We start from the raw sequence: 24,289 nt of genomic DNA, 5'->3' as shown, positions 1-24,289 counted from the left end.
CCCGTACCTTCACTCGCACATCCATATCGTTCAGCCCCCTCGAAGACCGGCGTCGAGAACCGCGCGAGCCACCGGCGCGGCGACCGAGCCACCGGTCGCGGCAAGCGCCCGGTCCCCACCGTTCTCCACGATCACCGCGATGGCGATCTTCGGGTTCTGCGCGGGGGCGAACGCGATGTACCAAGCATGCGGCGGCGTGTTGCGCGGGTTGCTCCCGTGCTCCGCGGTGCCGGTCTTGGACGCGATCTGATAAGGGGTCTGGTTACCTCCAGAGGTGTTGCCCTCCGACGCGATCATCAGGTTGGTCACGGTCGACGCTACATCGGCGCTGACGGCTTGGCCGACCGAGACCGGCTTGGTCTTCGACAGCTCGCTCAGATCCGGGCCCTGCAACTGATCGACCAGGTAGGGCTCCATCCGGACGCCGCCGTTGGCGATGGTCGCCGCGACGACCGCGTTCTGCAGCGGGGTCAACGCCACGTCGCGCTGCCCGATGCTGCTCTGGGCCAAGGCGGCGTCGTCGGAGATGGTGCCGACGGTGCTCTCCGCCACCGGCATCGGGATCCCTCGGTGCGGGCCGATGCCGAACGCGGCCGCCTCATCCTTGAGATTCGCGGCACCCACCTTGACGCCGAGTTCGGCGAACGCGGTGTTGCACGAGCGACGGAACGCTTCGAACAGCGACGCTGTCGGGTTGGGACCGCATGTGGAGCCGTTGTAGTTCTCCAGCGTGGTGCTGGTGCCGGGCAGCGTGATATTCGGCGCGGCGGTGAACTGGTCGTCGGGAGTCGCGGCGCCGTTGGACAGCGCGGCGGCGGTGACCACGACTTTGAACGTGGATCCGGGCGGATAGGTCTGCGAGATGGCGCGATTGAGCATGGGGTGGTGCGGATCCGCGCTCAGCGTTTCCCACGCCTGAGTGCCGCGCGCACCGTCGTGCCCGGACAGCAGGTTCGGGTCGTAGCTGGGCGTGGAGACCATGGTCAGGATCTTGCCGGTGCTCGGCTCGATCGCCACCACCGAACCGGTGTAGCCCTTGCTGGTCATCTGGTCGTAGGCCACTTGCTGCATCAACGGGTTGAGCGTGGTGACCACGTTGCCGCCGCGCGGGTCGCGGCCGGAGATCAGGTCGACGAGGCGGCTGCCGAACAGTTGACTGTCGGAGCCGTTGAGCACCGAGTCCTCAGCTCGTTCCAGTCCGGTGCTGCCGTACTGCATCGAGTAGAAACCGGTGGCGGGTGCGTACGCCTTCGGCTCGCTCGGGTACGTGCGCAAGTACTTGTAGCGGTCATCGGTCGCGACCGAGCCGGCCAGCACGGTGCCGCCTGCCGAGATCTGCCCGCGCTGGCGGGCGTACTCGTCCAGCAGAACCCGGGAGTTGCGCGGATCGGAGCGCAGGTCGTCGGCCTTGATCACTTGGACGTAGGTGGCGTTCGCCAGCAGTGCGACGACCATCACCATCACCGCGATCGCGACTCGGCGTAGTGGAGTGTTCATGTCAGCGGCCCCGCCTCCGGTCGCCCGCCATCGCGCCGCAGCAGTTCGGTCTGCGCGTCGGCGATCGGCGCCGGTTCTTTCTTGCGCACCGGGGCGGGTGCGCGGGCGGCGTCGGAGATCTTGATCAGCAACGCCAGCAACCCGTAGTTGGCCAGCAGCGAAGACCCGCCGTAGGACATGAACGGGGTGGTGAGACCGGTCAGCGGAATCAGCTTGGTCACACCCCCGACCACGACGAACAGCTGGATCGCGATGGTGAAGGACAGGCCGGCCGCGAGTAATTTGCCGAAGCTGTCGCGCACCGCGAGGGCGGTGCGCAGCCCGCGCACGACGAATACCAGAAACAGCGCCAGCACTGCGGCGAGCCCGATCAGGCCGAGTTCCTCGCCGATGGTGGTGACGATGAAGTCGGTCTTGGCGAACGGCACCTGGTTCGGCCTGCCGCTGCCGAGGCCGGTCCCGGCGAGACCGCCGGTGGCCAGGCCGAACAGCGACTGCGAGATCTGATAGCCGGTGTTGTTGTAGTCGTCGAACGGGTGCAGCCAGGTCTCCACCCGGACCCGCACGTGGCCGAACAATTGGTAGGCGAAGACGAATCCGAGCGCGAGCAGTCCGCCCCCGATGACCAGCCAGCCGACCCGTTCGGTGGCGATGTAGAGCATCACGAGCACCGTGCTGAAGATCAGCAGCGAGGTGCCGAGATCCTTCTCGAACACGAGCACGCCGATGCAGACGACCCAGACGGCCAGGATCGGTCCGAGGTCGCGGCCGCGCGGGAACTCCATGCCGAGCACATGGCGACCGGCGGCGGTGAAGATCTCGCGCTTGGCCACCAGGACCGAGGCGAAGAAGATGATCAGCAGGATCTTCGCGAACTCACCCGGCTGGACACTGAACCCGGGCAGCCGGATCCAGATCTTCGCGCCGTTGGTCTCGGAGAACGCGCTCGGCAGCAGAGCCGGAATGGCCAACGCGACAAGGCCGATGAGGCCGAGGGTGTAGCTGTAGCGGGCCAGGGTGCGGTAGTCGCGCAGCGCGATCAGCAGCGTGATGAACACGAGCGTGCCCAGCGCGGTCCACAAGATCTGCTGATTGGCGTCGGGGGAGGGGGTCGCCCACGAGTTGTAGGCGGCGGTCTGCTGGTCGGCCAGGTCGAGCCGGTGGATCAGCACGAGACCGAGTCCGTTGAGCAACGCCACGATCGGCAACAGCAGGGGGTCGGCGAACGGGGCGAACCGCCGCACGGCCAAGTGCGCCACCGCGAACAACGCCAGGTAGGCCAAGCCGTATTTGGCGATATCCAAGGTGATCGACTGTTCCTGACTGGCCTCGACCAGGAACAAGGACACCGTGGTGATCACCGCCGCCGCCCCGAGCAGCAGAAGTTCGACGTTGCGTCTGGTGCTCGGCGGTGGCGCGGGAGCGAAGCCGCCCGGGGGACTGGGAAAAGCCCCAGCCGACGGCGGTGCCGGCGCGGACATCAGTCCGTCACCCGGCAGTTCTCCCCCGCGGTCTGGGGGGCGGGCGACGTGCTCGACGGGGGGACAGGAGCCTCCGACTTCGTCGGTGTCTTGATTTCGGTGCCCCTGGCGTCACCCTGTTCCGGCGCCGGCGCCGGCGCCGGTGCCGGTGCTGGCGCGGGCGCGGCGGTGGCCGGAGCGGGCTGAGCGCCGTTGGGTGCGGGGGCCGCGGTCTCGGCAGGCGACGGGACGACACCCGGCTGCGGCGCCGATTCCTTGACCGGGCACGGCGGCAGCAGTTCTCGCTGGGCGAGGTAGGTCATCGAGTCTCTGGCCTTGTCCAGCGAGCCCGGCGGCAAGCCCTTGTCCACCTGCTCGCGGCCGGTCTGCTTCAGATCGGTGACCTTCAGCGGCTTACACGCCGACGGCAGACTCTCGCCGGGCTCGGTCAGGGTGAGTTCCCCATTGCGGGTCACACATCCGACGAGATTCACGTCGTGGATCGAGTAACCGATGATCGAACCGGGCAGCCCGCGCAGGATCACCACCGAACCGTCGGCGGCGCCGACGTAGTAGTTGCTGCGAATCATCTTGTAGCCGACCACGAGCCCCACGCAGACCGCGACGATGAGCGCCAGCGCGAGCACGATCCAGCGCAGCCGGTGCGACTTCTTCGCGGGTGGCTCGGGCGCGGCGGCGGCGCGCCGCGGCGCGGCGCGCGGCGGGCGCAACGCGGAGGCCCGGCCGGCGGCGGTGTTCGGCGGCGGCGTGTCCTCGTCGACGCCGGAGGCGGCGCCCGCGACGATCGGGTGGCTCTGGCCGTAGTCCAGGTCGATGACATCGGCAACGACGACGGTCACGTTGTCCGGACCGCCGCTGCGCAACGCCAACTCGATGAGCCGGTCGGCGCACTCGTCGGTGCTGCCCTCGCGCATCGTGTTCGCGATGGTCTCGTCGCTGACCACGTCGGAGAGACCGTCGGAACACAGCAGGTAGCGGTCACCGGCGCGCGCTTCGCGCATGATCAGCGTCGGCTCGATCTCGTTGCCGGTGAGCGCGCGCATGATCAGCGAGCGCTGCGGGTGCGTATGCGCCTGCTCCGGTGTGATCCTGCCCTCGTCGACCAGCGATTGGACGAAGGTGTCGTCCCGGGTGATCTGGCCGAGCTCGCCGCCGCGCAGCAGGTAGGCGCGCGAGTCGCCGATGTGCACGAGGCCGAGTTTCTTGCCCGCGAACAGGATCGCGGTGAGCGTGGTGCCCATGCCGTCGAGCTCGGGCTCCTCCTCGACCTGATCGGCGATGGCGGCGTTGCCTTCCCGGGTGGCCGCGTCGAGCTTGCCGAGCAGATCGTCGCCGGGCTCGTCGTCGTCGAGGTGGGCGAGCGCGGCGATCATCAACTGGGACGCGACTTCTCCCGCGGCATGGCCGCCCATGCCGTCGGCGAGTGCGAGCAGCCGGGCGCCCGCGTACACGGAATCTTCGTTGTTGCCTCGGACGAGACCGCGGTCGCTGCGCGCTGCGTAGCGGAGAACAAGTGTCACGATCGCAGCTCGATCACTGTTTTGCCGACACGGACGGGTGTGCCGAGCGGAACACGGACGGCGGTGGTGACTTTCGCGCGATCGAGGTAGGTGCCGTTCGTCGAGCCGAGGTCCTCGACGTACCAGTCGTCACCACGCGGAGACAGTCGCGCATGCCTGGTCGAGGCGTAGTCATCGGTGAGTACCAGCGTGGAGTCGTCCGCACGCCCGATCAGCACCGGTTGGGTGCCGAGCGAGATGCGAGTGCCGGCGAGTGAACCCTGAGTCACCACAAGAAATTTGGCGCCCTTCTGGCCCCGGCTGAAGGAAGGCAGCACCGCGGAACCGCGTGCGGCCCTGGGCTGGATCCGAATGCCGGATGCCGCGTAGATGTCGCTGCGCAACGTGCGCAGCACAGCCCACACGAACAACCACAACAGCAGAAGGAACCCCGCACGGGTCAGTTGCAGGATCAGTCCCTGCACGGCGCTCCACCTCCTGTTCGACCGTGTACGTCGGTGCCGTAGGTGCGGTTCGACCACCCCCACCAGCTTGCTGGTCTTGCCGGCCCCGGGGTCGGCGCCGCGCGTGTGTTGGCAGCATCATAGGGCCGTCGGTCGATTTCGATCACGATACGACCGACGAATCCCTCGAGAGCCATGTCGTGACCTGCACCGCGAGCTTACGGGATCAGACGATACGGATCAGGATCTCGGAGTGCCCGGCACGGATGACGTCGCCGTCGGCGAGCTGCCAATCCTGCACGGGGGAGCCGTTCACCAGGGTGCCGTTGGTGGAGCCGAGGTCGGACAACATCGCGGTCTGCCCGTCCCAGCGCACCTCGATGTGCCTGCGTGAGACGCCTGTGTCGGGCAGCCGGAAGTGCGCGTCCTGGCCGCGGCCGATGATGTTGCTGCCTTCCCGCAGCTGGTAAGTGCGGCCGCTGCCGTCATCCAGCTGGAGCGTCGCCGAATAGCCCGAACCGGCCTGCGGCGCGGCGCCGTAGCCTTGCCCGCCCGCGTAGCCCTGCTGCGCGCCGTACCCCGGTTGCTGTGAGTATGCCTGGCCGTAGCCGCCCTGGTCGTCCTGAGCGTAGCCGCCTTGGTCGGCGTAGTTCTGATCGCCGTAGCTCGGATCGGTGTATCCCGACTGCCCGTAGCCGGGCTGACCGTATCCTGGCTGGCCGTAGCCTTGGTCGCCGTATCCTGGCTGGCCGTAGCCCTGGTCGCCGTATCCTGGCTGGCCGTAGCCCTGGTCGCCGTAGCCCTGCTGGCCGTAGCCCTGGTCGCCGTAGCCTTGCTGGCCGTACCCGCGCTCGCCGTAGCCGCTCTGCTGGCCGCCGTAGCCGGACTCGCCGTAGCCGCTCTGCTGGCCGCCGTAGCCGGACTCGCCGTAACCACCCTGCTGTCCGTAGCCCTGGCCACCCTGCGGGTAGTCGTAGCCGTTCTGATAGTCGCCGTAACCCTGCTGCGCGTCCGGCGCCTGGTAATCCGCCCCGTATGCGCCGCCACGGCCGTAGTCGTCGCGGTACGCGCCGTTCTGCGGGCCGCCGCGTCCGGCAGGCGGTGGAGCGTACCCGCGGTTGCGTGGATCGGACTCCGCGGGCTCACGGCTCGGGTCGTAGCCTGAGTTCTGCGTCATGGGGCCAGCTCCTGGTTGCGGGTGTGCAGGTCGTTGTGGCGGTGATTCGGGGCCGCGAGCCGCGCTGGCTCTGTGTCCGGCGTCGGGATCGACGCGGCCACTCGCCCTGAACTGTCCGGTGTGCAGCGTAGGTGATGCCTCGAACGCCACGTGTACTTCGCCGTAGGTCTGCCAGCCTTGCTCGCGGATGTAGTCCTGTAGATGTTTGGCGAATGCGCGGGTGGTGAGGTCGTGGTCGGCATCCAGCTGCTGGTGATCGGAGGTGTTGATCGTGATCACATAGCTGTTGGGTGCCAGCAGGTGCCCGCCGCCCAGGTCCTGGACATGATCGGCGGCCTCGCGTTGCAGCGCCGCCTCCACCTCCTGGGGTACGACACTGCCGCCGAAGACTCTGGCGAACACGTCACCGACGGCGCCTTGCAGGCGACGCTCGAATCGCGAAACGATGCCCATCTCGGCCTCCCTTCGGTGCGCGTCTCTTCCTGATTCGTAACAACGACACGCGTGTATGGCGTGTCGTTAATCGACCACGTTCATTGCATGATATCCACGATCGTCCACACCTGTAACTCTTGGCGACGGCCCCAGGTTCCCGTACCCGTTCAGCCCCCCGGTCAGGTTTCTGAAATGGCGATTTCGTATCCAGCGCGAGGCCGTGATACTGTCTCCCAGTCGCTCGGGCGAGTGGCGGAATGGCAGACGCGCTGGCTTCAGGTGCCAGTGTCCTTCGGGACGTGGGGGTTCAAGTCCCCCTTCGCCCACAGGCTGAAGCCGCGCATCAGGTGTTGATGCGCGGTTTCTCTTTTGTAGTCGGAAGGCCGCGTCGATCGTGTGACGGATGTCCCGACCCGGGCTAGTCAGCGTCTTCCCACTGCGGGTAGCACTCCCAACTGTTGCAAGAACCCGAGCACGTCCCTGTCGGACCACTTCTCGGCGAGCTTGCCGTCGGCGATCCGGTGGATCGCGGTACCCGTCACCGTCAGTTCGCGCCCGGTCGCCGGTATCCCGGGCAGGTCCCTGGTGTGACGCCCGTACGCGGTCAGCCGCGTGACGACGCGGTCGCCTTCCGCGACTTGGTCCTCGATCTCGTGCCGCCCTGGAGTGGCGGCCCAGAACATGCGAAATGCCTGCTTCAGGCCTTCTCGGCCGGGGCCGATGCCGGGAAGCGGCGGCGGCGAGTGATCGATGTAGTCCTCCGCGACGAGGTCGTCCATGGCGTCGATGTTTCCCGTGTCGATCTCCCGATAGAACCTGCGGACCAGCGCCTTGTTGGTTTCCAGCGACATGATCGGGCCTCCTCCTCGCGGGTCGAGCGAACCGTCGAGGCGGTTCGCCGAGTCTCGCGTCGCGTGACAGCAACCTATCCCATTCGAGATGGGGATACCCAGGAAGATTTATGGCGAACTGTCAGCAAATATCCGGCGCCGAGTCAGACCACCAGCCCGTGACGGTCCAGGAAGCGCTGTTCGAACGCGGCGACGAATTGCCCATGATCGATGGCCGACGACGCGTGCACGAATTCGCCGTCGTCGGCGATATAGAAGACCGCTCGGTGGGCTTGTGTGTTCTCGGGAGCGGGCACGTGCACCATCCAGCCGAAGCGCAAGCGGTCGGCGGTCAGCCGGGCCAGCGGGTATCCGGCGGTGTCCAGCTGCCGACCGGTGATGTAGTCGCGTACGCGGCTGATCGCCTGTTCGGCGGGCATCGGCTCGGGCGCCGTGGACAGTAGGCCTGCGGCCGAGAATTGGTAGAGCGCGCCGTCGAGGTCGAAACGGCCGTCATCGCCGAAGACGGCGATCAGCGCCGCTCGCGTCACCCCTCCCGTCTCTGCGGCGGACAGTAGGGCTCCGATGGCCTCCGACGCGTCCTGGGTGCCCGGGAGCAGGCCCGCCACGACCTTGATGGTCGTTTCCCGCGTCCACACGCCCGGCACCGCGGGCGCGCATTCCTGCGCGGACGGTGACTGCCCGCGGTACCAGCGCCCCGCTTCCCACCAGTAGCAGAAGGACAGCAGGCCCGAAGCAGCCCGCGGATTCAAAACCGGGTCGGCGACCCAATCCGGCGCGCCGCCGTACAGCTCCGGCATCGGTGCGCCCGCGTTGTACACGGCGTCCAAGGTCGGCGCATTCCATACTCCGCCGGACAACACGGCTCGCCCGGCCGGAAGCGCGTGCAACGTCGATCCACCGCGTGCGGTGCCTTCGAACACGCCGACCCAGGGCAGCATCCGCGGACCCCATTCCGACTTCGCTGCCACGAAGGCCGCCGCGATGGTCGTCCATCGGGCCCACATCTGCGGGAACGGCGGGAACTCGTTCTCCGCGAGCACCGCCCACACCTGTTCGGCCCGGTCGGCACGCGCTCGGGCGGCGGCCTGCTGTGGAGTGCGCCGCTGCCGGTCGCCGTGGCCGATATAGGCGGCCAACCACACAGGTACTTTTCGGCGCGGATACGCCTCGAGGTCGGCGCGGTACGCCTCCGGCACGAACAGCTGACCGTCCGGGAAGGGCTCGTCGCCGTAGTCGTATGCGACGTCGATCTCGCCGGAGTTCGTCATCGCGATCATCATCCGCCACCACGGTTCCCGACCGGAACTTGCGGCGACCGCACGATGCTCTCGCACTAGGGCAAGCGTCGGCTCCGGCGGGTCCACCGGCATCACTTGCTCGCCGACCGTGTACACGAGCTGGGCGAGCTCACCCGCCACCGTGACCGCGAACACCGCGTCCACCCGCTGCCACCCCGTCGGCGCGTGCGCCGCCAGCGCTCGAGCGAGCGGGTGTTCGGCGGTCAGTCCACCGGGTTCGTCTGCCACGTAGTCCTCCATATCGCTGGTCGCGCCGCACACGGCCGAGTAAGCAGTCCGTACCGGCAACGCGAACGTCGAAGATAGCCGGGACGCGACGTGTGTCCATCTGCTTCACGGTCGCCATGAGCGGAGAATTTCGAGTTGCGCGCGTGGCGGCAGCAGCTTGGTATGACCGGATAGCTGACGCACCTGGATCACGGCCTCAGTGAATTCGGTGTCGATGAATTCGATCAGTTGAGGAGTGAGTAGTCCGGCGACAGCCAGCGGCGCCAGTTTGACGGTGTCGTTCATGACCCGCTTGAACTTCTCGAGCCGTGCGAATTTGACCATGTCGGGTCCACCGAGTTCGCGAGGCACCTCGATGGCGGGAACGAGATGCCCCAACCGGGCCCAGTCGTAGGCACTCGGACCGGTGACGGCGAGCTCCCAGTCGAGCAGTGTTACATGCAGTTCGTTGCTGATGAGGAAGTTTCCCTCGTTCGGGTCGGCATGCAGGATGTGGTGGCGGGAGTCCCGCATCGACCGGGCATCGTCGACCAGCGGTTCGAAAGGATTTCCGCGGAGCAGGCCGAACTCATCGAACAGGGCACCGAAGCGGTCATGGTGCCGCCGATAGAAATTCTCTGTGTACCAATCGATATGGTTCAGGTACCACCCGCCGGTGTCACCCCTCGCGACGCCTGGTGGTGTCAGTTGGACCAGCAGCGGATGGTCCTCCCGCATCGCGAGTAGCTGCTCGTGGATGTTCGCGAAGGTCCGCAGTATCAGACCATGGTGGGACCGGATCGTTCTCCGGTCGGCTCGCCGGAATGTCTCGGCGAGATCTTCTCCCCCGGCGAGCCTTTCGATGAGAATCGGCGCCGATTCATCGACGATGCGCCCGTCCGGCATGCGGCCGATGAGGACTTGCAGAAGTTGAGGTGCGTTCCGAACGTATTGAGAGATGACGGGGAGGGTTTTGTGCTCGGGTCCGAAACGGGGATCGAAACTTGCGGTATGGGGGTGACCGACACGCAGGACCAAGCCGAGATCTTCAAGGAGGACTGTCGTGTTGTAGGTTCCCGACAGCGCGTCCTGGAGCAGTGGTTGTGCTGCTCGGTACACCGTCAGGCCCTCGTCGCGAGTCATGGTCCATCCCCGGTGGCCCCCCAACGGTCGGTATTCGTGCGCGGAGAGCAACTGAGAGATATCACGGACGGTGGTGGGCGTCTCGATCAGCGGAGCGGCCGATCGACTCGAGGCGTCGGTGGCGGTCTCGATATCGTCGCCGTGCCCGACCATGATGAGTCCTATGGTGTTCGGATCGTCGTTCCGTTCGCGGTAGGGGTTGAGCGTGTACACATTTTCGGTGCCGATTTGGAGCTGACTGGCGGTGAGGAGCCGGTCGTCGGCCGAGCCGGGAACGAGAACGATCTGGTCCACAGCCGCACTCAGCCGTAGAGTATCGGCGGCTCCGCGCAGCACACCCATACCGTCGCCGTGCCCGATCGCGGTGAATATCTGGGACCTTCGAGCCCAACTTTCATTGCTGCTGTCAAGGGCCAATTCGCGGGTTGCCTCGTAGGTGATGAGTTCCCGCGCCACGATGGGCCCCGCTACGTTCGGGGCTTCGCCGACATTGCCCTGTGCCGGGGTATGCGGCCCAGCGGTGCGTGCAGGTGCACCGATCCCATGCGGTGAGCCGACCGTGAACATGATGGCTACGCGGGCGTCGCCCGGCGCATGCTGCTGCGCTTTCTCGTACTGCTGGGCGGCGTGCACCGACCAGTGCGCCAGATCTGTGACAGGGGTGTCGGCTCCGATGACGTTGAATGCGATGAAGGATGCGCTGTCGGCTTCGCCGATCGAGACGACAGCTCGGCCCGTACCGCCTTTCGCGACGGGATCATAGGAGACCAGCAGTACCGGTGGCGCGCTGGATCCGGGGATGGCGAGTCCGTGCGCACCTCGTCCGACCTCCGCCAACTGGTCGCGCAGCACGGCGAGTTCCTCCCGCTGCTGGGGCGCGAGGCGGGGGGACGCGAGGTCACGGGCGAGCGATAGCCGATTCGCCAGATCCCGCGCCCGGTACTCGATGCCCCCGGCAGCCCCGATGATGTGGGGATACTGTCTCAGCACCGCCAGCTGTATCTGGTTTACGGAGAAGTCTGCGGCTCCCTCCAGCAGGGTGCCGATCGATACGTGCCCGCTGGTCCATCTTCCGAGCCGGTACCACCACCGCATGTTCTTCCCGACGCTGTCGAAGATGCTCTCGACCAGATCGGGGGAATCGCTGTGGCGTAGCAAGGACTGGATGTCGGCCTCCGGTCCGTGCATATTTTGTAGCAAGTCCAGTGCGGTTCCGGCGAGGGCACGCTCGTCATCGGTGGTATCCCAGTCCCACGGCAGCACGGCATCCCGAGTATGCCACTCGAACGCGTAGTCGATCCCCGGCTTCTGACTGCCCAGTCCCCACAGCGCCCGTATTCCCCAGCGGAAGGATCGGTTGAAGGCGGAGTCCAATTCATCGCTGAAATAGTCCGACAGGATTTCATGCATTTGCTGCGCTCGAACTTCGAGCGGACGGCGGGAATTCGCGACGACGATGTCTTCGTACAGTCTGTGTACGCTGTCGGCGGCATCCTCGAGCGCATAGATGGCAAAGTCAGGGAAGCGAGTGGCGGCGTCGGCCAGCAGGGCGTCGGCCTGCCTCAGGTAGCCCAGCCCCAAGGCGAAATTGCTCGTGGGGAGCAGGTAGAACGCCGCATCGAGTAGATCCGGCAGGGCAGTGGCGATCGTCGCAGCGAACAGTCGGTCCGAGCCGGTTCGTGCCCGATCGAGCGCAGCGGCGTGGACGGGCAGCGACTCGAAGATTGCCTCGTACCTCGGTGAGAAGAACTCACTGGATCGCGGCTGTAGCAGTGCGTCCATGACATAGGCCCAGTCCATGACCATTCGAGCCACCGTGCCGCCGCGCACCCCGTCTCGCAGGAAGGACTCCACCAGCCGCACATGTTCCGGAACGAGGGCGTCACCCGGTGGGAATGAACTCTCCTCGAGCCGGATGCCGGGCTGGTCGGCCTCCTCGATACTGCGCGCTATTTCCGCGACATGTGCCGGGACCGTATGCTGCCCCGCAGCCACAGACCAGCGGTGCGCAGTGGACGTGCGGGTCACGGCGTATGCGGCGTCGAGCACGGCGGTCATGGCGCTGTGCAGGTCGGCAACAGTGCGCCGGTTCGCTTGCAGCCAGGGTGCGATAGCGAACAACTCCCGGTAAGTGGTCGGGGTGGTAGCAGGAACACTGTCGCTGAAGCGGAAAGTCACTTCCGTCACGATCGCGCCCAACAGGCGTGCGGGATCGATCACACGGTCGGTCACCGGTGGCGGATCGCCGCGATGAATGGCCGCTATCCGCTCGGTGACCATGTGGGTGAACATGGCCAGCAGGTGGCGAAGGTTGTCGTCGGAGAGGCGTGCGGCCCAATCTCGGAGGTCGTCGAATGTGGCCTCGACGCGGAAGGTCGACAGCGCAGCGCGGGCGATTCGCTCGGCTTCGCTTCGTCCGTCGCCGAACGCGCCGCCATTCGGGTCACCTGCAATCGCGGCATGCGCCACCACGCCGGCGGGCAAACCGGGCGGCGCGTCGCCGAAGCGATTCACCACTGTCGGTGGCGGACCGAAACCGAGCCCATCCATACCACTGGCACGTTGCGCCGGGAGATCGAGTGCGAGAGCCGGATCGGGCGGTTCGTGTCGGCTGCCACGTGCCCAGCTACCGCCAACGATGGGCTCCTGATCGGGCGCGGACGACTGCCTGCCGTCTGTCAGCGCGCCTGTGGAAAGGCCAGTCCCCGGCTGTGGCAGCGGGTTACGAATCTCGAACCAGACTGCCTGACGCCAGCGCGGCGCTGAGCGGTCGAACAGGTCGACACCGGACCGTACGAGGGGGGAATCGCCCTCGGCTGCAATCGGGCCGGGCAAGGCAGCGACGTGGTCGCGGGTGGTGTCGAGCAGAGTGACGCGCAGCGTGTCGGCGGTTTCCTCGGCGACGATGTGCACCTCGCCCTTACGCTGCGCCAGCGCGTCGGTCACCATCGACATGAGCGTGGAACGGGCGACCCGCACCTCGCGGGGCGGCCAAGTGGTGAACTCGGCGGCCAGCCAAGCCGCGGCGCGCTCGGCCGCGGCGACCGCTGTCTCGGCTTCGTGCAACTCCCCGTTTTCGGCGCGCACCACGAGTTCCGCCGATCGGGTCGGCGCGTCGGCCGGCGAATGCGCGGCGTCGTGCAGCGATCGGTCGCCGAGCGGTGGGGTGGCGGAGTTCGCGGTGACGAACTCACCCGTCGCCAGCACCAGGAAAGGCTCGCCCTGCTCGTTTTCGGTGTGGTAGGGCTCGTCGTCGGGCCCGAGGAGCGCACCGTTCGTGTCCACTGTCGGCCGCACCAACTCGACATCGGATGCGCTGACGAGTGGGATCGTCGGCGGGGAAACCGTCTTGTACCCGCCGTTGTGGCGGGGACTGGTGGCGCCATCCGGCAGCGCAGCATGCCTTGGTTCGGGGTTGTCGCCGGTGCGGTCGGTGGGTGGGGTGGTCTGCGGCTCCGGGTCCGCCGGGCGGCCCTGCATCTTGTGCGGGTGTCGGATATGCCGATATGCCGGGACGGGTTTGCGGACGGGGGAGGGGGTGCCTGCGATGCTGGTGTAGTAGGCGTCGAAGACCTTTACGACCTTGTGGTACTTGGGCTCCCATTTATTTTCGCCGTTTTCGTCGCCGTCGTAGTTTCGTACGCGGGGGAGGCCGCTCTCGGCGTCGTCGACGAGGGTGTCGAAGACCAGGACTTGGCCTTCGACATTGACGAAGGTGTAGGGGTGTGCGTTCTCGCCGTCGTCGACCACGACGACGGCCAGGTCGATGCCGTCTCGTTTGGTGCGAACGGTTTCCGCGACGGCGGAGAAGCGGGGGTCGCCGTCGTACTCGGCCGGGCGAAGCTGTGTGCCGAGCGTGGCCTCGACAAGTTTCCAGTTCTTGCGGGCATCCCATCGCGAGTCGGTGTCGTCTGGCTCGGGCGAGCCGTCGTGCATCAGCGCCAGGGCCCGGAACACGCGAGCGAGATGAATGGCGCAGTTCGCGATGACCTCGGGGTCGACAGTGGACGCGTCCCGTGCCGCGCCAAGGCCTCGTCTCACGAGAGTGAGCACGCCGTAGCTCGCCGCGGCGGCCACGGTGATGCCCGCTCCCATCGTGGCGGCGTCGCCGCCGTGTGCGCCGGCCACAAGCAGACCTGCGGCGGGTCCGATTCTCAGGAAGAGCCCTCTTACACTCCCCGCGCGCCCTCGGAGTTCCCCGGGTATGACTTGCTGCTGGTATACACCCATCCTGGTGTTCGTTGCCCACATCATCATCGCGTCGAGGGCTGACGCGACCGCAATCACGGCGGGCTCTTTGGTCGACGCTTGGAGGACGGAGAACACGGCCATATTGGCGAGCGCCACCTGATACAAGGTGCTGAGATCCATCTTGTCGAACGCTCGCACAACGAAGTCACTCATCAGCCCGCCCACCGCGGGGGCGGCGACGACCGCGCCGGTGGCCCAACCCGCCAAGTCGGCGTCGTGCACTACGGTGGCGGTGCGGAGCCCGAGCATCGCCCACGCGGCGTTGTTGATCGCGCCGATCGCGGTGACGTCGCGGAGAAACTTCTCCTGCCACAGTGTCCGCGCGCCCTCGCCGATCTCGCGGAGCAAGTTGCGCGAGACCCTGTCCGCCTGGGGCGGAAAGGACACGCCGCGCATGTTCAGGAGATTCCCCAAGTACGACAGGGTGTTGAAGCCGAATGGAGCCCACGTGGCGACGCCTGTGGCCAGGGCGGGGCCCAATGCCTGACCGCTGATATCGGCCGCCTGTCCGGTGAGAGTTCGCAGCCGGGCTCCCGCATTCTGGTGTGCTTCGGTGAGGAAATCCCGGGCGGCCGCGTCGAAGGCGCGCAGATAGAAGGTAGCCGCGGTGGATTCTGCCAGCGTTGCCGCGGTCAGCCAGGGCCCGAGATCGGGCGCGTCGAAGAACACCAGGCCAGCAGCGGCGGCAGCGGCCGCCGCACCGAGCCATTGCGCGGCGATCATCAGCTTTCGCCGATTGACGAAGTCGGCCGCGTAGCCGGCGGGCAATTCGAACAGCGCCGGAATCCACACTGCGGCGCCGGCCATACCGGCGGCCATCGCTGAATCCGTCTCATTCAGCACCACGTAGGGGAGGGCCGATGTCGCCATGACGGTGCCGAGCTTGCTGGCGACCTCGCCGGGCGGCCAGACGATACGCTCGCCCAGCAACAACTTCGCGAATGGCTTGTTGACTGCGAGCAGTTCCCTTATCGAAACCGGCTTGTCGGCCGCCGGATCGGCAGGCTGCCGTTGCACGGAGGGTTGAGGCTCCGAGCTCGTCTCGTTGCCGGTTGGGGTCGAGTCGCGCTCGAGATCGGGTCTCGCGTGTTCATTCGCTGGGCCGGAGCCGGGCTCGTCGTCTCCCTTGGGAGCACGAGCGAAACCCCCGCCGTCGGCGTTGAATTCGGCGAGCCTGTTCGTTCGTTGGTGTCTGGATATCCGGCCACCGCGGTCCCAAGGTGGTCCGCTCTCGTCGAAGGGGTTCTCGAATACCGTGACGCCTACCGACAGCGCGGTAGGCCGGGCAAGCGCGGGCCTCGGCTTCGGTGCCGCGTCTTCAGCGGGTCCGCGCCCCGTCACCTGCTGTGCGGTGGAAGGGACACCGGCATCGTTGTCGTCGCTGCGTTCAGGATTCGGCGTCGGGTGGTCGGCGCTTACCGGTGTGCCGCTGCCGTCGCGGCGGGTACGTCGCGGAGGTTCGTGGTCCGCACCGGTCTGGGCATCCCGGGAGTATTCGGGTGTCCCAGGCACCGCAGGAACTCGATCCGCGTGACCAGCGGCATTGTCGCGCGGGGATTGGTCGACGATCGCCGGCGCCTGTTCGTCGCTCTCTGAGAGGGGGCCGTCGGCCGGCAAGGTGGGGCTGTCACCTGCGGGCGTCCCCGCTGTCCGGAGCGATGCCTCTTCGGAAGCGTTTCCACTGTCCGTGGGGACGTCCCGAGGACTCCGATCATCGTCGCGGCGGATGATGCCTCTTTGCTCGGCTGAGGGGGAGGGTTCGGCACTTGGCTGTTCGGCCGGAGGCATCGGCCGGCTCGCGTTGGTGCTCGAAGTGCCCACGCGGCGCAACTCCTGCAGCGTCTGCTCGAGTGCTGGGAAAAAGCCCGCGTGCGGAGCGAAAATGGTCAGCGCATCTTCCTGCATCTTTCTCGGCAGTTCGTAATCGGGCAACTTCTGCCGCCAACCGGCAATCAATCTGTGCAGCGCTGAAATTCGCCGCTCGGCGTCCTGCGCCGGTTGCCAGTGAGGCAGGCGACGGGCGGTTTCGGCAAAGGCTCGATCGGCCCGGTCGAGCAGGTCGAGCGCAAGTGCGACATCGCGCGTCCGCAGCACATAATGCGTGATCGTCGTGGTCAGAACGGGCAGATAGGAAGCCGCGGCGCGAGCGAAATCTTGTTCCGGTCCGGCCTGCGCGTCAGCGAAAGCCGCCGCTTCCGTGGACAGCGACGCAACGGCACGGGTGAACTCGGGATCGAATCCGAGTTCGGATGCCGACGTCAAGCGGCGGTCGATCATCTCCGACCAGTTTCTGCCCTCCGAATCGCGGATTTCGTCGAAATACAGCCGCAGTTCCGCTATCTGTTGAACCGCCGCGTTCGTAAGTCCCACATGTTCGTAAACCGACACAGTTTCCTGTGTGAGCGACGACTCCTCCGACCAAGGCACGGAATCGAAAGATCGCTCGATCTTGGCGACCGCCCGGCCGAGATGCTCGGGGAACCTGTGCAGAACAGTGGAACTCCACTCCGCGACCGAGGGATGCGCCGCAGTGGCGCCGGCGGCAAGGGGACCGAAGGTTCCGGCCACGGTGAAGGCGGTATCTGCCGCCGCGGTCAGCTCTCGGACAGCAGGTAGCCGGGCGGCCAGCCGGCGGCTGACGGCGAACAGCGTCGCATAGTCGTTGATGGGGCCGGGGTGCGTGTCTGCTCTGAGCCGGTGAGCTTGCTCCCACACCAGGATGTTGAGTGCTCGTGCGGTCGCGACCGCTTCTGCCGCCGCCGGTGGCGCGCCACGCTCGGCTGCCTTCAGATGCTCGATGGCCTCGGCGTGCACGTGGGTGAGCAGCGTGCCCGCGTCATCGACGGAGAGCGCGGCGGCCCAGGCGCGAAGGTCGGCGTAGGTGGCGTCATGGGGTGGAGGGAGTGCGCCGGCATCGAGCGGTCGCAGAGCCCGCCCGCGTGCGATGTCCGGATCGGGGGGAACGATATTTTCGCCCAGCTGCCGCTGTCGCGATTCCAGAGTGCTGCCGGCATCCCGGCGGGTCAACAGCAGAGCATGTGTGGTCTGCGCCGTGAACGGCGGATCCTCGGGGTTGAAAATCGCCTTCGGTCTCGGTGCCTGCCGGTCATGGATCCAGATCTGTTGACCGTCGTTGTGCAGCAGGAACATGTGCCCGATCGCCGCACCTACGGGGCGCGCGTTCACCAGCATTCCCGCACCGGTCCCCAGACCGGCCAGGAGTTGCGCCACTTCACCGAGACCGCCATCGAACCGCTTGTGGTGCGCCCCAGCTAGCCAGGACACCGCCGCCGCTGGAACAGGTCCCTCCACGCCCACCGGTTGCTGCACGTCGAAACCGAGATTCTCGGCATCCGCGAAAGCTCCTACTACACAGGGGACATCCGCGGTGACATCCCAGGGTTGCGAGTTGTCCGCGGCGGCCGAGGGGGGCCTCGCCTGGACGCCCTGCGTGTTTTCCTTGGACTCGGGTTCAGGGGTTGAGCCTTCGATCGGGTTTCCCGGGCGTGATCGTCGGGGACGGCCGGGGTGGCGGAAGAAGTGCGACCAGGGGATTCCCGCCCTGTCCAGTAGCTCTTGTGTTAATTGGTCCGGGGGATCCCTATGGAATACGACGTAGTCGATGTCGGAGACTGTGGGGTCGACCACCTGTGCCTCGATATAGCTGCTACCGGTGAACCGTTTCCCGGCGTAGTCGCGGTTGATGCCCTCCAGTCCTATATAGCCGAGCGTTTTATGATCACGTGGAGTGGCGGCGAATGACTCGGGTTGCGGATCGGTGACCTTGCTGGGTATCGCCGCGACCGATTTCGAATCGCCTACCATGGCCGTCGTTCGTTCTTCCACTGTCGATTTGAAGACGATGTCGACGTCGCCGTACTGAGCGAGGGCGTCGCCCTCGGTCACCCGATAGGACGGTGCCGTGCGGATGAACCCGTAGATCGGCCGCGATTCTGCCGGAAGGTCCGGCGGGTAACCGAACAAGGCTTGCTCGAGGGCTATCCGGTCGGCCAAGAGGCGACGCCCTACTTGACCGTTCCCGGCGAAATCGAACTCGGTCTTGAACTTGCCGCTGCCGAGGATGCCTCGCAACGACCCCGAGGTGGTTCGAGTCACGATCTCGCCGTCGAATATCTGCCGCAGCTCTTCGACCATCAACGTTCGGAGCCGATCGAGTGAGATTCCGAGCTCCGCCGCCAGAGCGGCCGTACGACGCTCATTTTCGGCGAAGCGCTTCGCATAGGCGCGTTCTCCGGCATCCGGGATGCGCTGTTCGACCTCCACGATCAGTTCTTGTGCCCGCCCATCGGCAGCCTCCGCCGCATCGAGATAGCGGTGCCACACCTCCAACGCCGTGTCACTCGGCCTGCCACGTAAGATCGGCCCCGCGGCGGTCGGCACCTCGTCTTGTGGTTCTGAAATCTGCGACTGCTCCTCGCCGGGCGCCTGAACCGCGGTGGCCGGCTCCGGACCGCTGTCCATCGCAGTGTGGTCCGCGTTGGCAGGGTGTGCCTCGCGGGATTCCGCGATTCGCGACAGCTGTGGGGCATCGGGGCCGGGAGGATCGGAACGCAGCTCGCGCTCGACGGATTCGCCGGTTCCATCCTGATGGAGTTCTTTGATCGCTATCGGGGTGTCCGGAAAGCGTTGCAGCAAAGCGGAATCAATAAGCGCGCGTACGGTCTCGAAATTGGCATTTTCCTGTACCGGCGAAACGTAGATGATCATCGCCTCGGCTGATCCCGACTCGAAAAATCGGTCGAGAATCATCACCTGCGCAGTGAGATCGCCGCTTGTGATGGTGATGGGAGCGAAGCCGCCGACTTTGCCGGCCAGCGCCGGATGGCTCATGTCCGGTGCTTCGACCGCATGCAGTACCAATGAGGCAGTGGTCCGGGGCACTCCTGCTTCGTCGATCACCGTTGTCGGGGTGGAATCGGCTTCCGGCCCGACCGCCGTCACGAGGCCGCTGATCGTGAAGCGCTTCGAGAGTTCGGCGGTTCCCTTGGACAACGTCTGGAAGACGATCGCTCCCGATACCTCGATCGTGGAGTTCCGGGGTGGTTCGCCGCCTTCCAGTGGTGGAGGCGGGACGGTTTCTTCAGTTGGCTTCGTCTGCGTTGTGCGGTTCCACGGCGTGGTTGAGGAGGTCGCGGTGGCGGGAGCACTGGAATCGGGTACGGAGGTGGCTGGGTCGGCATCGCTGGTGCGCGCCCGCTCGGCCGGTGTGTCGTTCGCGGCGGGCTTGGTTTCCGCGCCGGGATTACCGCTCCATGGGGTGGTCGGGCGAAGTTGCGCCGAACTCGTCTTCGCTGATGGTTCGGCGGCGACGACCGAGTCTCGTTCGGACAGCGGCTCCTCCGCCGCGGTACCGGTGGACGGGCGCTGGGGGGTGGCGTGCGCCGTCTCCGACCCGCGGAGGTCGGCCGACTCCGCGTTCGGGCCGGGAGCGCCGCCGGCGGAGAGTTTCGGGGGCTCCGGGGTGACCGAAATGGGGTCGCTCGGCTGACTGAACTCCGGTGCTTGGCTGTCGGTGGTCGGCTGGTTGTCCACATTGTGTATGGATTCGGCGGTGTCGTTGGGTGGTGTCGAGTGAGCCTTGGCCGGGTTAGGCGGTACACCGTCGCCGTAGGGGCGGCCCAGCGGATCGTTCTCGTCGTGATGGAAGACGCGGAAATCTGGTCTGGCTACGCCCCCGAACCGCCGAATGCGGCCGGGTCTCTCGCGTGCCAGCGGATCGACGTCTTGGAAAGAAACCGCGGGGCCTGGGGTCTGCCCACCACCACCGGACCGTCTGGGCTGTTCGGAATCTCCGGACGGAGAGGTGCTGCCCTCGTCGTCCCCGTCCTGCGGAGTTCCGTCTCCATCGACGGGAGGCAACGCTGTCCGCAGCGTTTCGATGGCCGTTGCCATGACCTGCTGAGCCTTGTCCAGTGAAATATGCAGACGTTCACTGACCTCAGCGAGGGACAGTTCACCCTCGTCTAGGAATCGGAGCCCCAGTATCTTCTGTGCCAACTCTCCATCGGGCAGTTCGGAAAGGGTATTCCACGCATCAGTCAACCTTTCGTCGGCGAAAGACGTTTCGTCCGGTTCCTGGTCGGTTTCCAGAGCGGATACCTCTGCAGGGGCTGCGATTTTATATCCATCGTTCTGCGAACCCTCGTGAGTCGGCGCGTCCAGTCGCAGGGGTTGTCCCGGCAGTGCTCGCGCGCTGGTTACTTCGGCCTCGTCGAGGCCCAATTCTGCCGCTACCTCGGAATCACGGGGATATTCCTGGTTTTCGTCGTAATATTTGTCTCGGTATTTGCCTATTTTGACCAGCAGATCACGAGATTTCCTGTCCGAAATGCCGGGATGGCGGTACTCGTAAAGCGTAGACAGCATTGCGTAACGTACGTAAGACGCGGCGAACGATGCGAAATTTCCGGTGGGTGGAATGAAATTCGTGATAGCCCGCAGAATAGCCATGTGGGCAATCTGGATCAAGTCATCGCGTGGTTGGTCCGGGATCCGCCAGTAACGGGTCGCCAATGGCGCGACCCATGCGTATCGTTCGATGATTCGATTTCGGACCGACTCCTCTTCCGGCGAACCCACCGGAGTCGATATGAGTTCCCAGAACAGGGCTTCGTCGGTTTCGTCGAGTACCGCGACGTCGTCGCGGGCGTAGAAACGCCGCAGCGCTGCGACCAGCGTGTCGTTCGGCATGCCCAGTGTGTCTCGGAGTTCTCGAAGAAACCGAAGACCTGGTTTGCTCCTGCTCTCCGTGTAGACGATACGCCTTTTTTTCCTGCCGACGTGCTCTGCAAACTGCTCTTGGGTCATCCGCTGATGCAGGCGCAGCGCCTTCATCCACTCGTGCACTGTTCGATAGTCGGCCGGTGCAGGGAAGGTTTCGCCCGCAGGATTCATGCGGTAGCTGTAGCCCCATGCTTTTGCCAAATCGTTCCACGGGCCCGCTCGGTGCAGCACACGGTCGTAGGCGGCGAGCATTTCGAGGTCTTCGGATCGAGCCGTCTCGCCGACCTCGTGCGAGCGCATGGTCTCCGCTGAGTATCCGAGAATACGCGCTGCGTCCGCGAGTTGAAGATTGTTCATCCGGCGGAACAGTTCGAGGTATTCTCCGAACGACCTGGTGGCCCTTGGGCTCGGAAATATCGGTAATTCTCTTGGCAGATACGAGAAAGTTTCGGTGATCTCGTCTACGGTTACGCCCTGGGTGAATCTCAGCTTCTCCAGCAAGGCGGTGACCATTTTTCTTCCGGGCGAGCGTGTGCCTCGCTCCCAGACTTCGATCGTGCTCTTGGATTTACCGAGAAGCTGAGCCAGTTGCGCCTGGGTGAAACCGTTCGACTCGCGAAGATATCGAATATACTCGCCGATCCGGGAATAGCCCTCTGGGTATATCTTCCTTCCCGACCGAGACAGCAGACCCGGATAGTGTGCAGCTACCTCCGTGTAAATGGTGTAGCCGTCGGGTACCAGTCGACGCAGCAATGCCCTGACATGCGCTTTTTCCAGTTCCGCTTCACCCAATTCGGCCGACTGCCAGGTGCCTGGTGTCGCGCCTACGAGCTCATCGAGTTGTTCTGGGGACAGACCCGAGTATCGGCGAACCTCAAAGAGCCATGCTGTGGTATCGGCGCCGTCCGGCCGTGGGATGGTTGCTGCGTGCGCCGGCTCATCGCTACTCGCCGACGGTTCGGCATGGGGTGCGGTTTCGCTCGGCAGTCGATTGAGGAACTCGGCGCCGAGGCGTATGCCTAGGTTCGAGTCGTGGCGAACGAGGTGCAGTAGCGATTCGCTCTTCTTGCCTGCTTCGGCATTTTCTGGTTCTTCCGATGTACCGGATTTACCGGATGCGGTTTTCTCGGTACCGGACTCATTCGCCACGGGGGACGGCGCCTGAGTGTCCGGCGATTCCGATGCATGCTCGGTCGTGTTGCGCTGTTCGGAATTCGGTGCGGATGCCTGCGATCGCGTGGCGGGTTGATGCCCGGCGCGTGTAGGGGCGGAACTGCCACGTGGCCCATGCAGCTCGAACCAGGTGGATTTGCTGTCGTCGGTGACCGTGAATCGGGTTTTGCGGGTGTCGTCGGTATCCGTTGCCGTGGCGACGACCGCGACCTTGCCCTCGGTCCACCGCAGTGCATTCGCCACCATCTCCGAGATCAGCAGTTTCGCGGTTTCGATCTGGTCGGCGGTGAGCCAGGGCAGCTTCTCCGGCAGCGACGTCACCCATCGCCGAGCGTCCTTGGCGGCGGCGACTCGCGGGCCTTCGTCACCGATCTCGCCGATCGCTTCGCCGACATCGCGGACCACGAACTCCTCGTGGGCCAGCGGTGCGGACGGCTGGCTGCGCTTGCGCGGCTTCGGCTGCGGCGTCGGCTTCGGGACCGGCGCCGGTGGCTCGGGTGTCGGCTGTGGTGGTTCGGGTGGGGATGGTTGCTTCTTCTGGGTACGTTTGCGCCGTTTGGGTTCGTCCGGATCGGCGCCCATTCGGGTGATCAGGCGCTTGTGCTCCGTCTTCTTCGGCGGTGGGGCAGGTTGCAGGTGTGGGACTCCGCCGATGGACGGCAGGCGGCTGGGGTCGTCGTTGTATTCGAGGGAGTGCGGGTTGAGTTGCGGGGCAGTGGGTTTCTGGGGCGCGCCGGGGACGTCGGGGCTGGGTTCGGTCGCGTACCGGGATGGCATGGCGAGTGAGTCGGGCGTTTTGCCGAGTCCGGCGTCGAGATTGGTTTCGGGTGCGGCCGTATGGCGATCCGAGAGGGGGTTGGTGATATCCGGAGCGCGTGGTGAGGTGGGGCCAGGGGTGTTTTCGGGGTCGTCGGGGTTTTGGGCGAGGCGCCCCAAGCCGACGGAGTCGTTGGGCAGGGGAGTCAAAGAGGGGGTGTGCGGGATGACGGGTATGGCGTCGGCGGGGGGTTCGTCTTCCAGTGGGTAGGTGACGCCGGGGATGACTACGTGATCGCCGGCGGGCTTCTTTTGGACGCTGTGGTCCCGGGGGTCTTGTTGGACGCTGTGTTCCCGGGGGTCTTTTTGGATGTTGTGTTCTCTGGGGTCGTCCACGACGGTGCCCGGTGGGGTGGGGAACTCTTCGGGATCGGCGTCGGGTTCGTCGTCGCCCGGTCGGCCGGTTGCGGCGGCCGGGGCTGTCGCGGCGGAGTGGGGAGTTTCTCCGGGATCGGTGGGCAGGAATCCCGTTGGCGAAGTCGATGCTGTCGGCGAGTTCGTTCGAGCGACAGGGTTTCCGAGATCCTTTGACGGGAATCCTGCCGCCGGAGCCGATGCTGTCGGCGTGTTCGTGGGGGCGGTGGGGTTGTTGGCATGCGGTGTGTGGCCCGCCAGTGGTGCCGCGAGCGGGCTGGTGCCGCCCGAACGGTGCGTGCCGCTGGAGTTTGTCGGCCCGACAGGCGGTCTGGGCTCGCCGGTGTGTGAGGTATTGCTCGCCGCCGGGGCGCTGGCTGCGGGGGATGCGGTCGACGGGGGAACGGGGTTTCGCGGCTCGGGCGTGGCGGAGGCATACCCTGCGGGGGCGGTGTTCGGTGGCGGAGCCGTGGCCTGTGCGACCGGATTCTGCGTATCGGAACCGACCGGTGTCGCGGGCGCGGGATCCGGAAGGGACTGTGCGTGCCCCGCCACGGCGTCTTCCGTTCCGGCGTGTGTCGAGGGCGGTGGTGTGGTGTCCGAGGCTTGTGGCGGCGCTTCCACCGATGGTGCGGTGGTGTCCGCGCTCGCTGGTGGTGAAGTCTGAGCCAGCTCCGCTTCCAGCTTGGCGATCTCGGCGTCGAAATCGACCGTGTGCAGGGGCTGTCCCTCGTGGGTAGTCGCCCCCTCGTCCAGCGTTTCACCGACCGGTCGTGGTCCCGCCGTGTCCTGAGAGGCGTTGCCCGCCGGATGTTCCGGCGCGACCAAGTACATCTCTCCGGCAGGTCCGTGTTCGACCATGAGTGGGCTCGCGTAAGAACTGCTGCCGTCGT

At 65.9% G+C, this 24,289-nt stretch carries 8 protein-coding genes and 1 tRNA gene; 1 reads left to right on the top strand and 8 read right to left on the bottom strand.

What is annotated here, in order from left to right:
* Positions 1-30 precede the first annotated feature (30 nt).
* From ACWEO7_RS09105 to ACWEO7_RS09085, 5 genes are all read right to left on the bottom strand, one after another.
* The gene (locus tag ACWEO7_RS09105; protein ID WP_450015887.1) at positions 31-1,497 is read right to left on the bottom strand and encodes a peptidoglycan D,D-transpeptidase FtsI family protein; all 1,467 of its coding nucleotides are present in this window, start codon (positions 1,495-1,497) and stop codon (positions 31-33) included.
* Positions 1,494-2,978, bottom strand: coding sequence for an FtsW/RodA/SpoVE family cell cycle protein (locus ACWEO7_RS09100; RefSeq protein ID WP_452422112.1), 1,485 nt, complete (start codon positions 2,976-2,978; stop codon positions 1,494-1,496). Before ACWEO7_RS09100 ends, ACWEO7_RS09105 begins: the two co-directional genes overlap by 4 nt.
* The gene (locus ACWEO7_RS09095; RefSeq protein WP_452422110.1) at positions 2,978-4,498 is read right to left on the bottom strand and encodes a PP2C family protein-serine/threonine phosphatase; all 1,521 of its coding nucleotides are present in this window, start codon (positions 4,496-4,498) and stop codon (positions 2,978-2,980) included. The genes ACWEO7_RS09100 and ACWEO7_RS09095 overlap by 1 nt, the downstream gene beginning before the upstream one ends.
* On the bottom strand, positions 4,495-4,962 hold the full coding sequence (locus ACWEO7_RS09090) for an FHA domain-containing protein FhaB/FipA (protein WP_014980860.1): 468 nt from the start codon (positions 4,960-4,962) through the stop codon (positions 4,495-4,497). The genes ACWEO7_RS09095 and ACWEO7_RS09090 overlap by 4 nt, the downstream gene beginning before the upstream one ends.
* A gap of 205 nt (positions 4,963-5,167) precedes the next feature.
* A complete protein-coding gene (locus ACWEO7_RS09085) occupies positions 5,168-6,571 on the bottom strand; it encodes an FhaA domain-containing protein (RefSeq protein WP_452422109.1) in 1,404 nt (467 codons plus the stop codon).
* A gap of 225 nt (positions 6,572-6,796) precedes the next feature.
* On the opposite strand from ACWEO7_RS09085, the gene ACWEO7_RS09080 reads away from it, so the two are divergent.
* Positions 6,797-6,879, top strand: a tRNA-Leu gene (locus ACWEO7_RS09080).
* A gap of 96 nt (positions 6,880-6,975) precedes the next feature.
* On the opposite strand, the gene ACWEO7_RS09075 is transcribed toward ACWEO7_RS09080, so the two are convergent.
* From ACWEO7_RS09075 to ACWEO7_RS09065, 3 genes are all read right to left on the bottom strand, one after another.
* Entirely contained in the window at positions 6,976-7,404 is a 429-nt protein-coding gene (locus ACWEO7_RS09075) for an ester cyclase (RefSeq protein WP_450015879.1), read from the bottom strand.
* 143 nt (positions 7,405-7,547) lie between these two features.
* Positions 7,548-8,933 carry a hypothetical protein gene (locus tag ACWEO7_RS09070; RefSeq protein WP_452422107.1) on the bottom strand — a complete coding sequence of 462 codons (1,386 nt, stop codon included), beginning with the start codon at positions 8,931-8,933 and terminating at the stop codon, positions 7,548-7,550.
* A gap of 105 nt (positions 8,934-9,038) precedes the next feature.
* Positions 9,039-22,808: an MFS transporter gene (locus ACWEO7_RS09065; protein WP_452422205.1), complete on the bottom strand. Its 13,770-nt coding sequence runs from the start codon at positions 22,806-22,808 to the stop codon at positions 9,039-9,041.
* Positions 22,809-24,289: the final 1,481 nt, after the last annotated feature.

It is taken from the genome of Nocardia sp. NPDC004260 (genome assembly GCF_053603155.1).
Note: the sequence above shows the minus strand (reverse complement) of the source record. Positions and strands in the feature narration are given on the sequence as shown.

Coding starts and splice junctions, on each gene's coding strand:
- ACWEO7_RS09105 (WP_450015887.1), bottom strand. CDS start 1,497: ATGAACACTCCACTACGCCGAGTCGCGATCGCGGTGATGGTGATGGTC.
- ACWEO7_RS09100 (WP_452422112.1), bottom strand. CDS start 2,978: ATGTCCGCGCCGGCACCGCCGTCGGCTGGGGCTTTTCCCAGTCCCCCG.
- ACWEO7_RS09085 (WP_452422109.1), bottom strand. CDS start 6,571: ATGGGCATCGTTTCGCGATTCGAGCGTCGCCTGCAAGGCGCCGTCGGT.
- ACWEO7_RS09075 (WP_450015879.1), bottom strand. CDS start 7,404: ATGTCGCTGGAAACCAACAAGGCGCTGGTCCGCAGGTTCTATCGGGAG.
- ACWEO7_RS09065 (WP_452422205.1), bottom strand. CDS start 22,808: ATGGGCGCCGATCCGGACGAACCCAAACGGCGCAAACGTACCCAGAAG.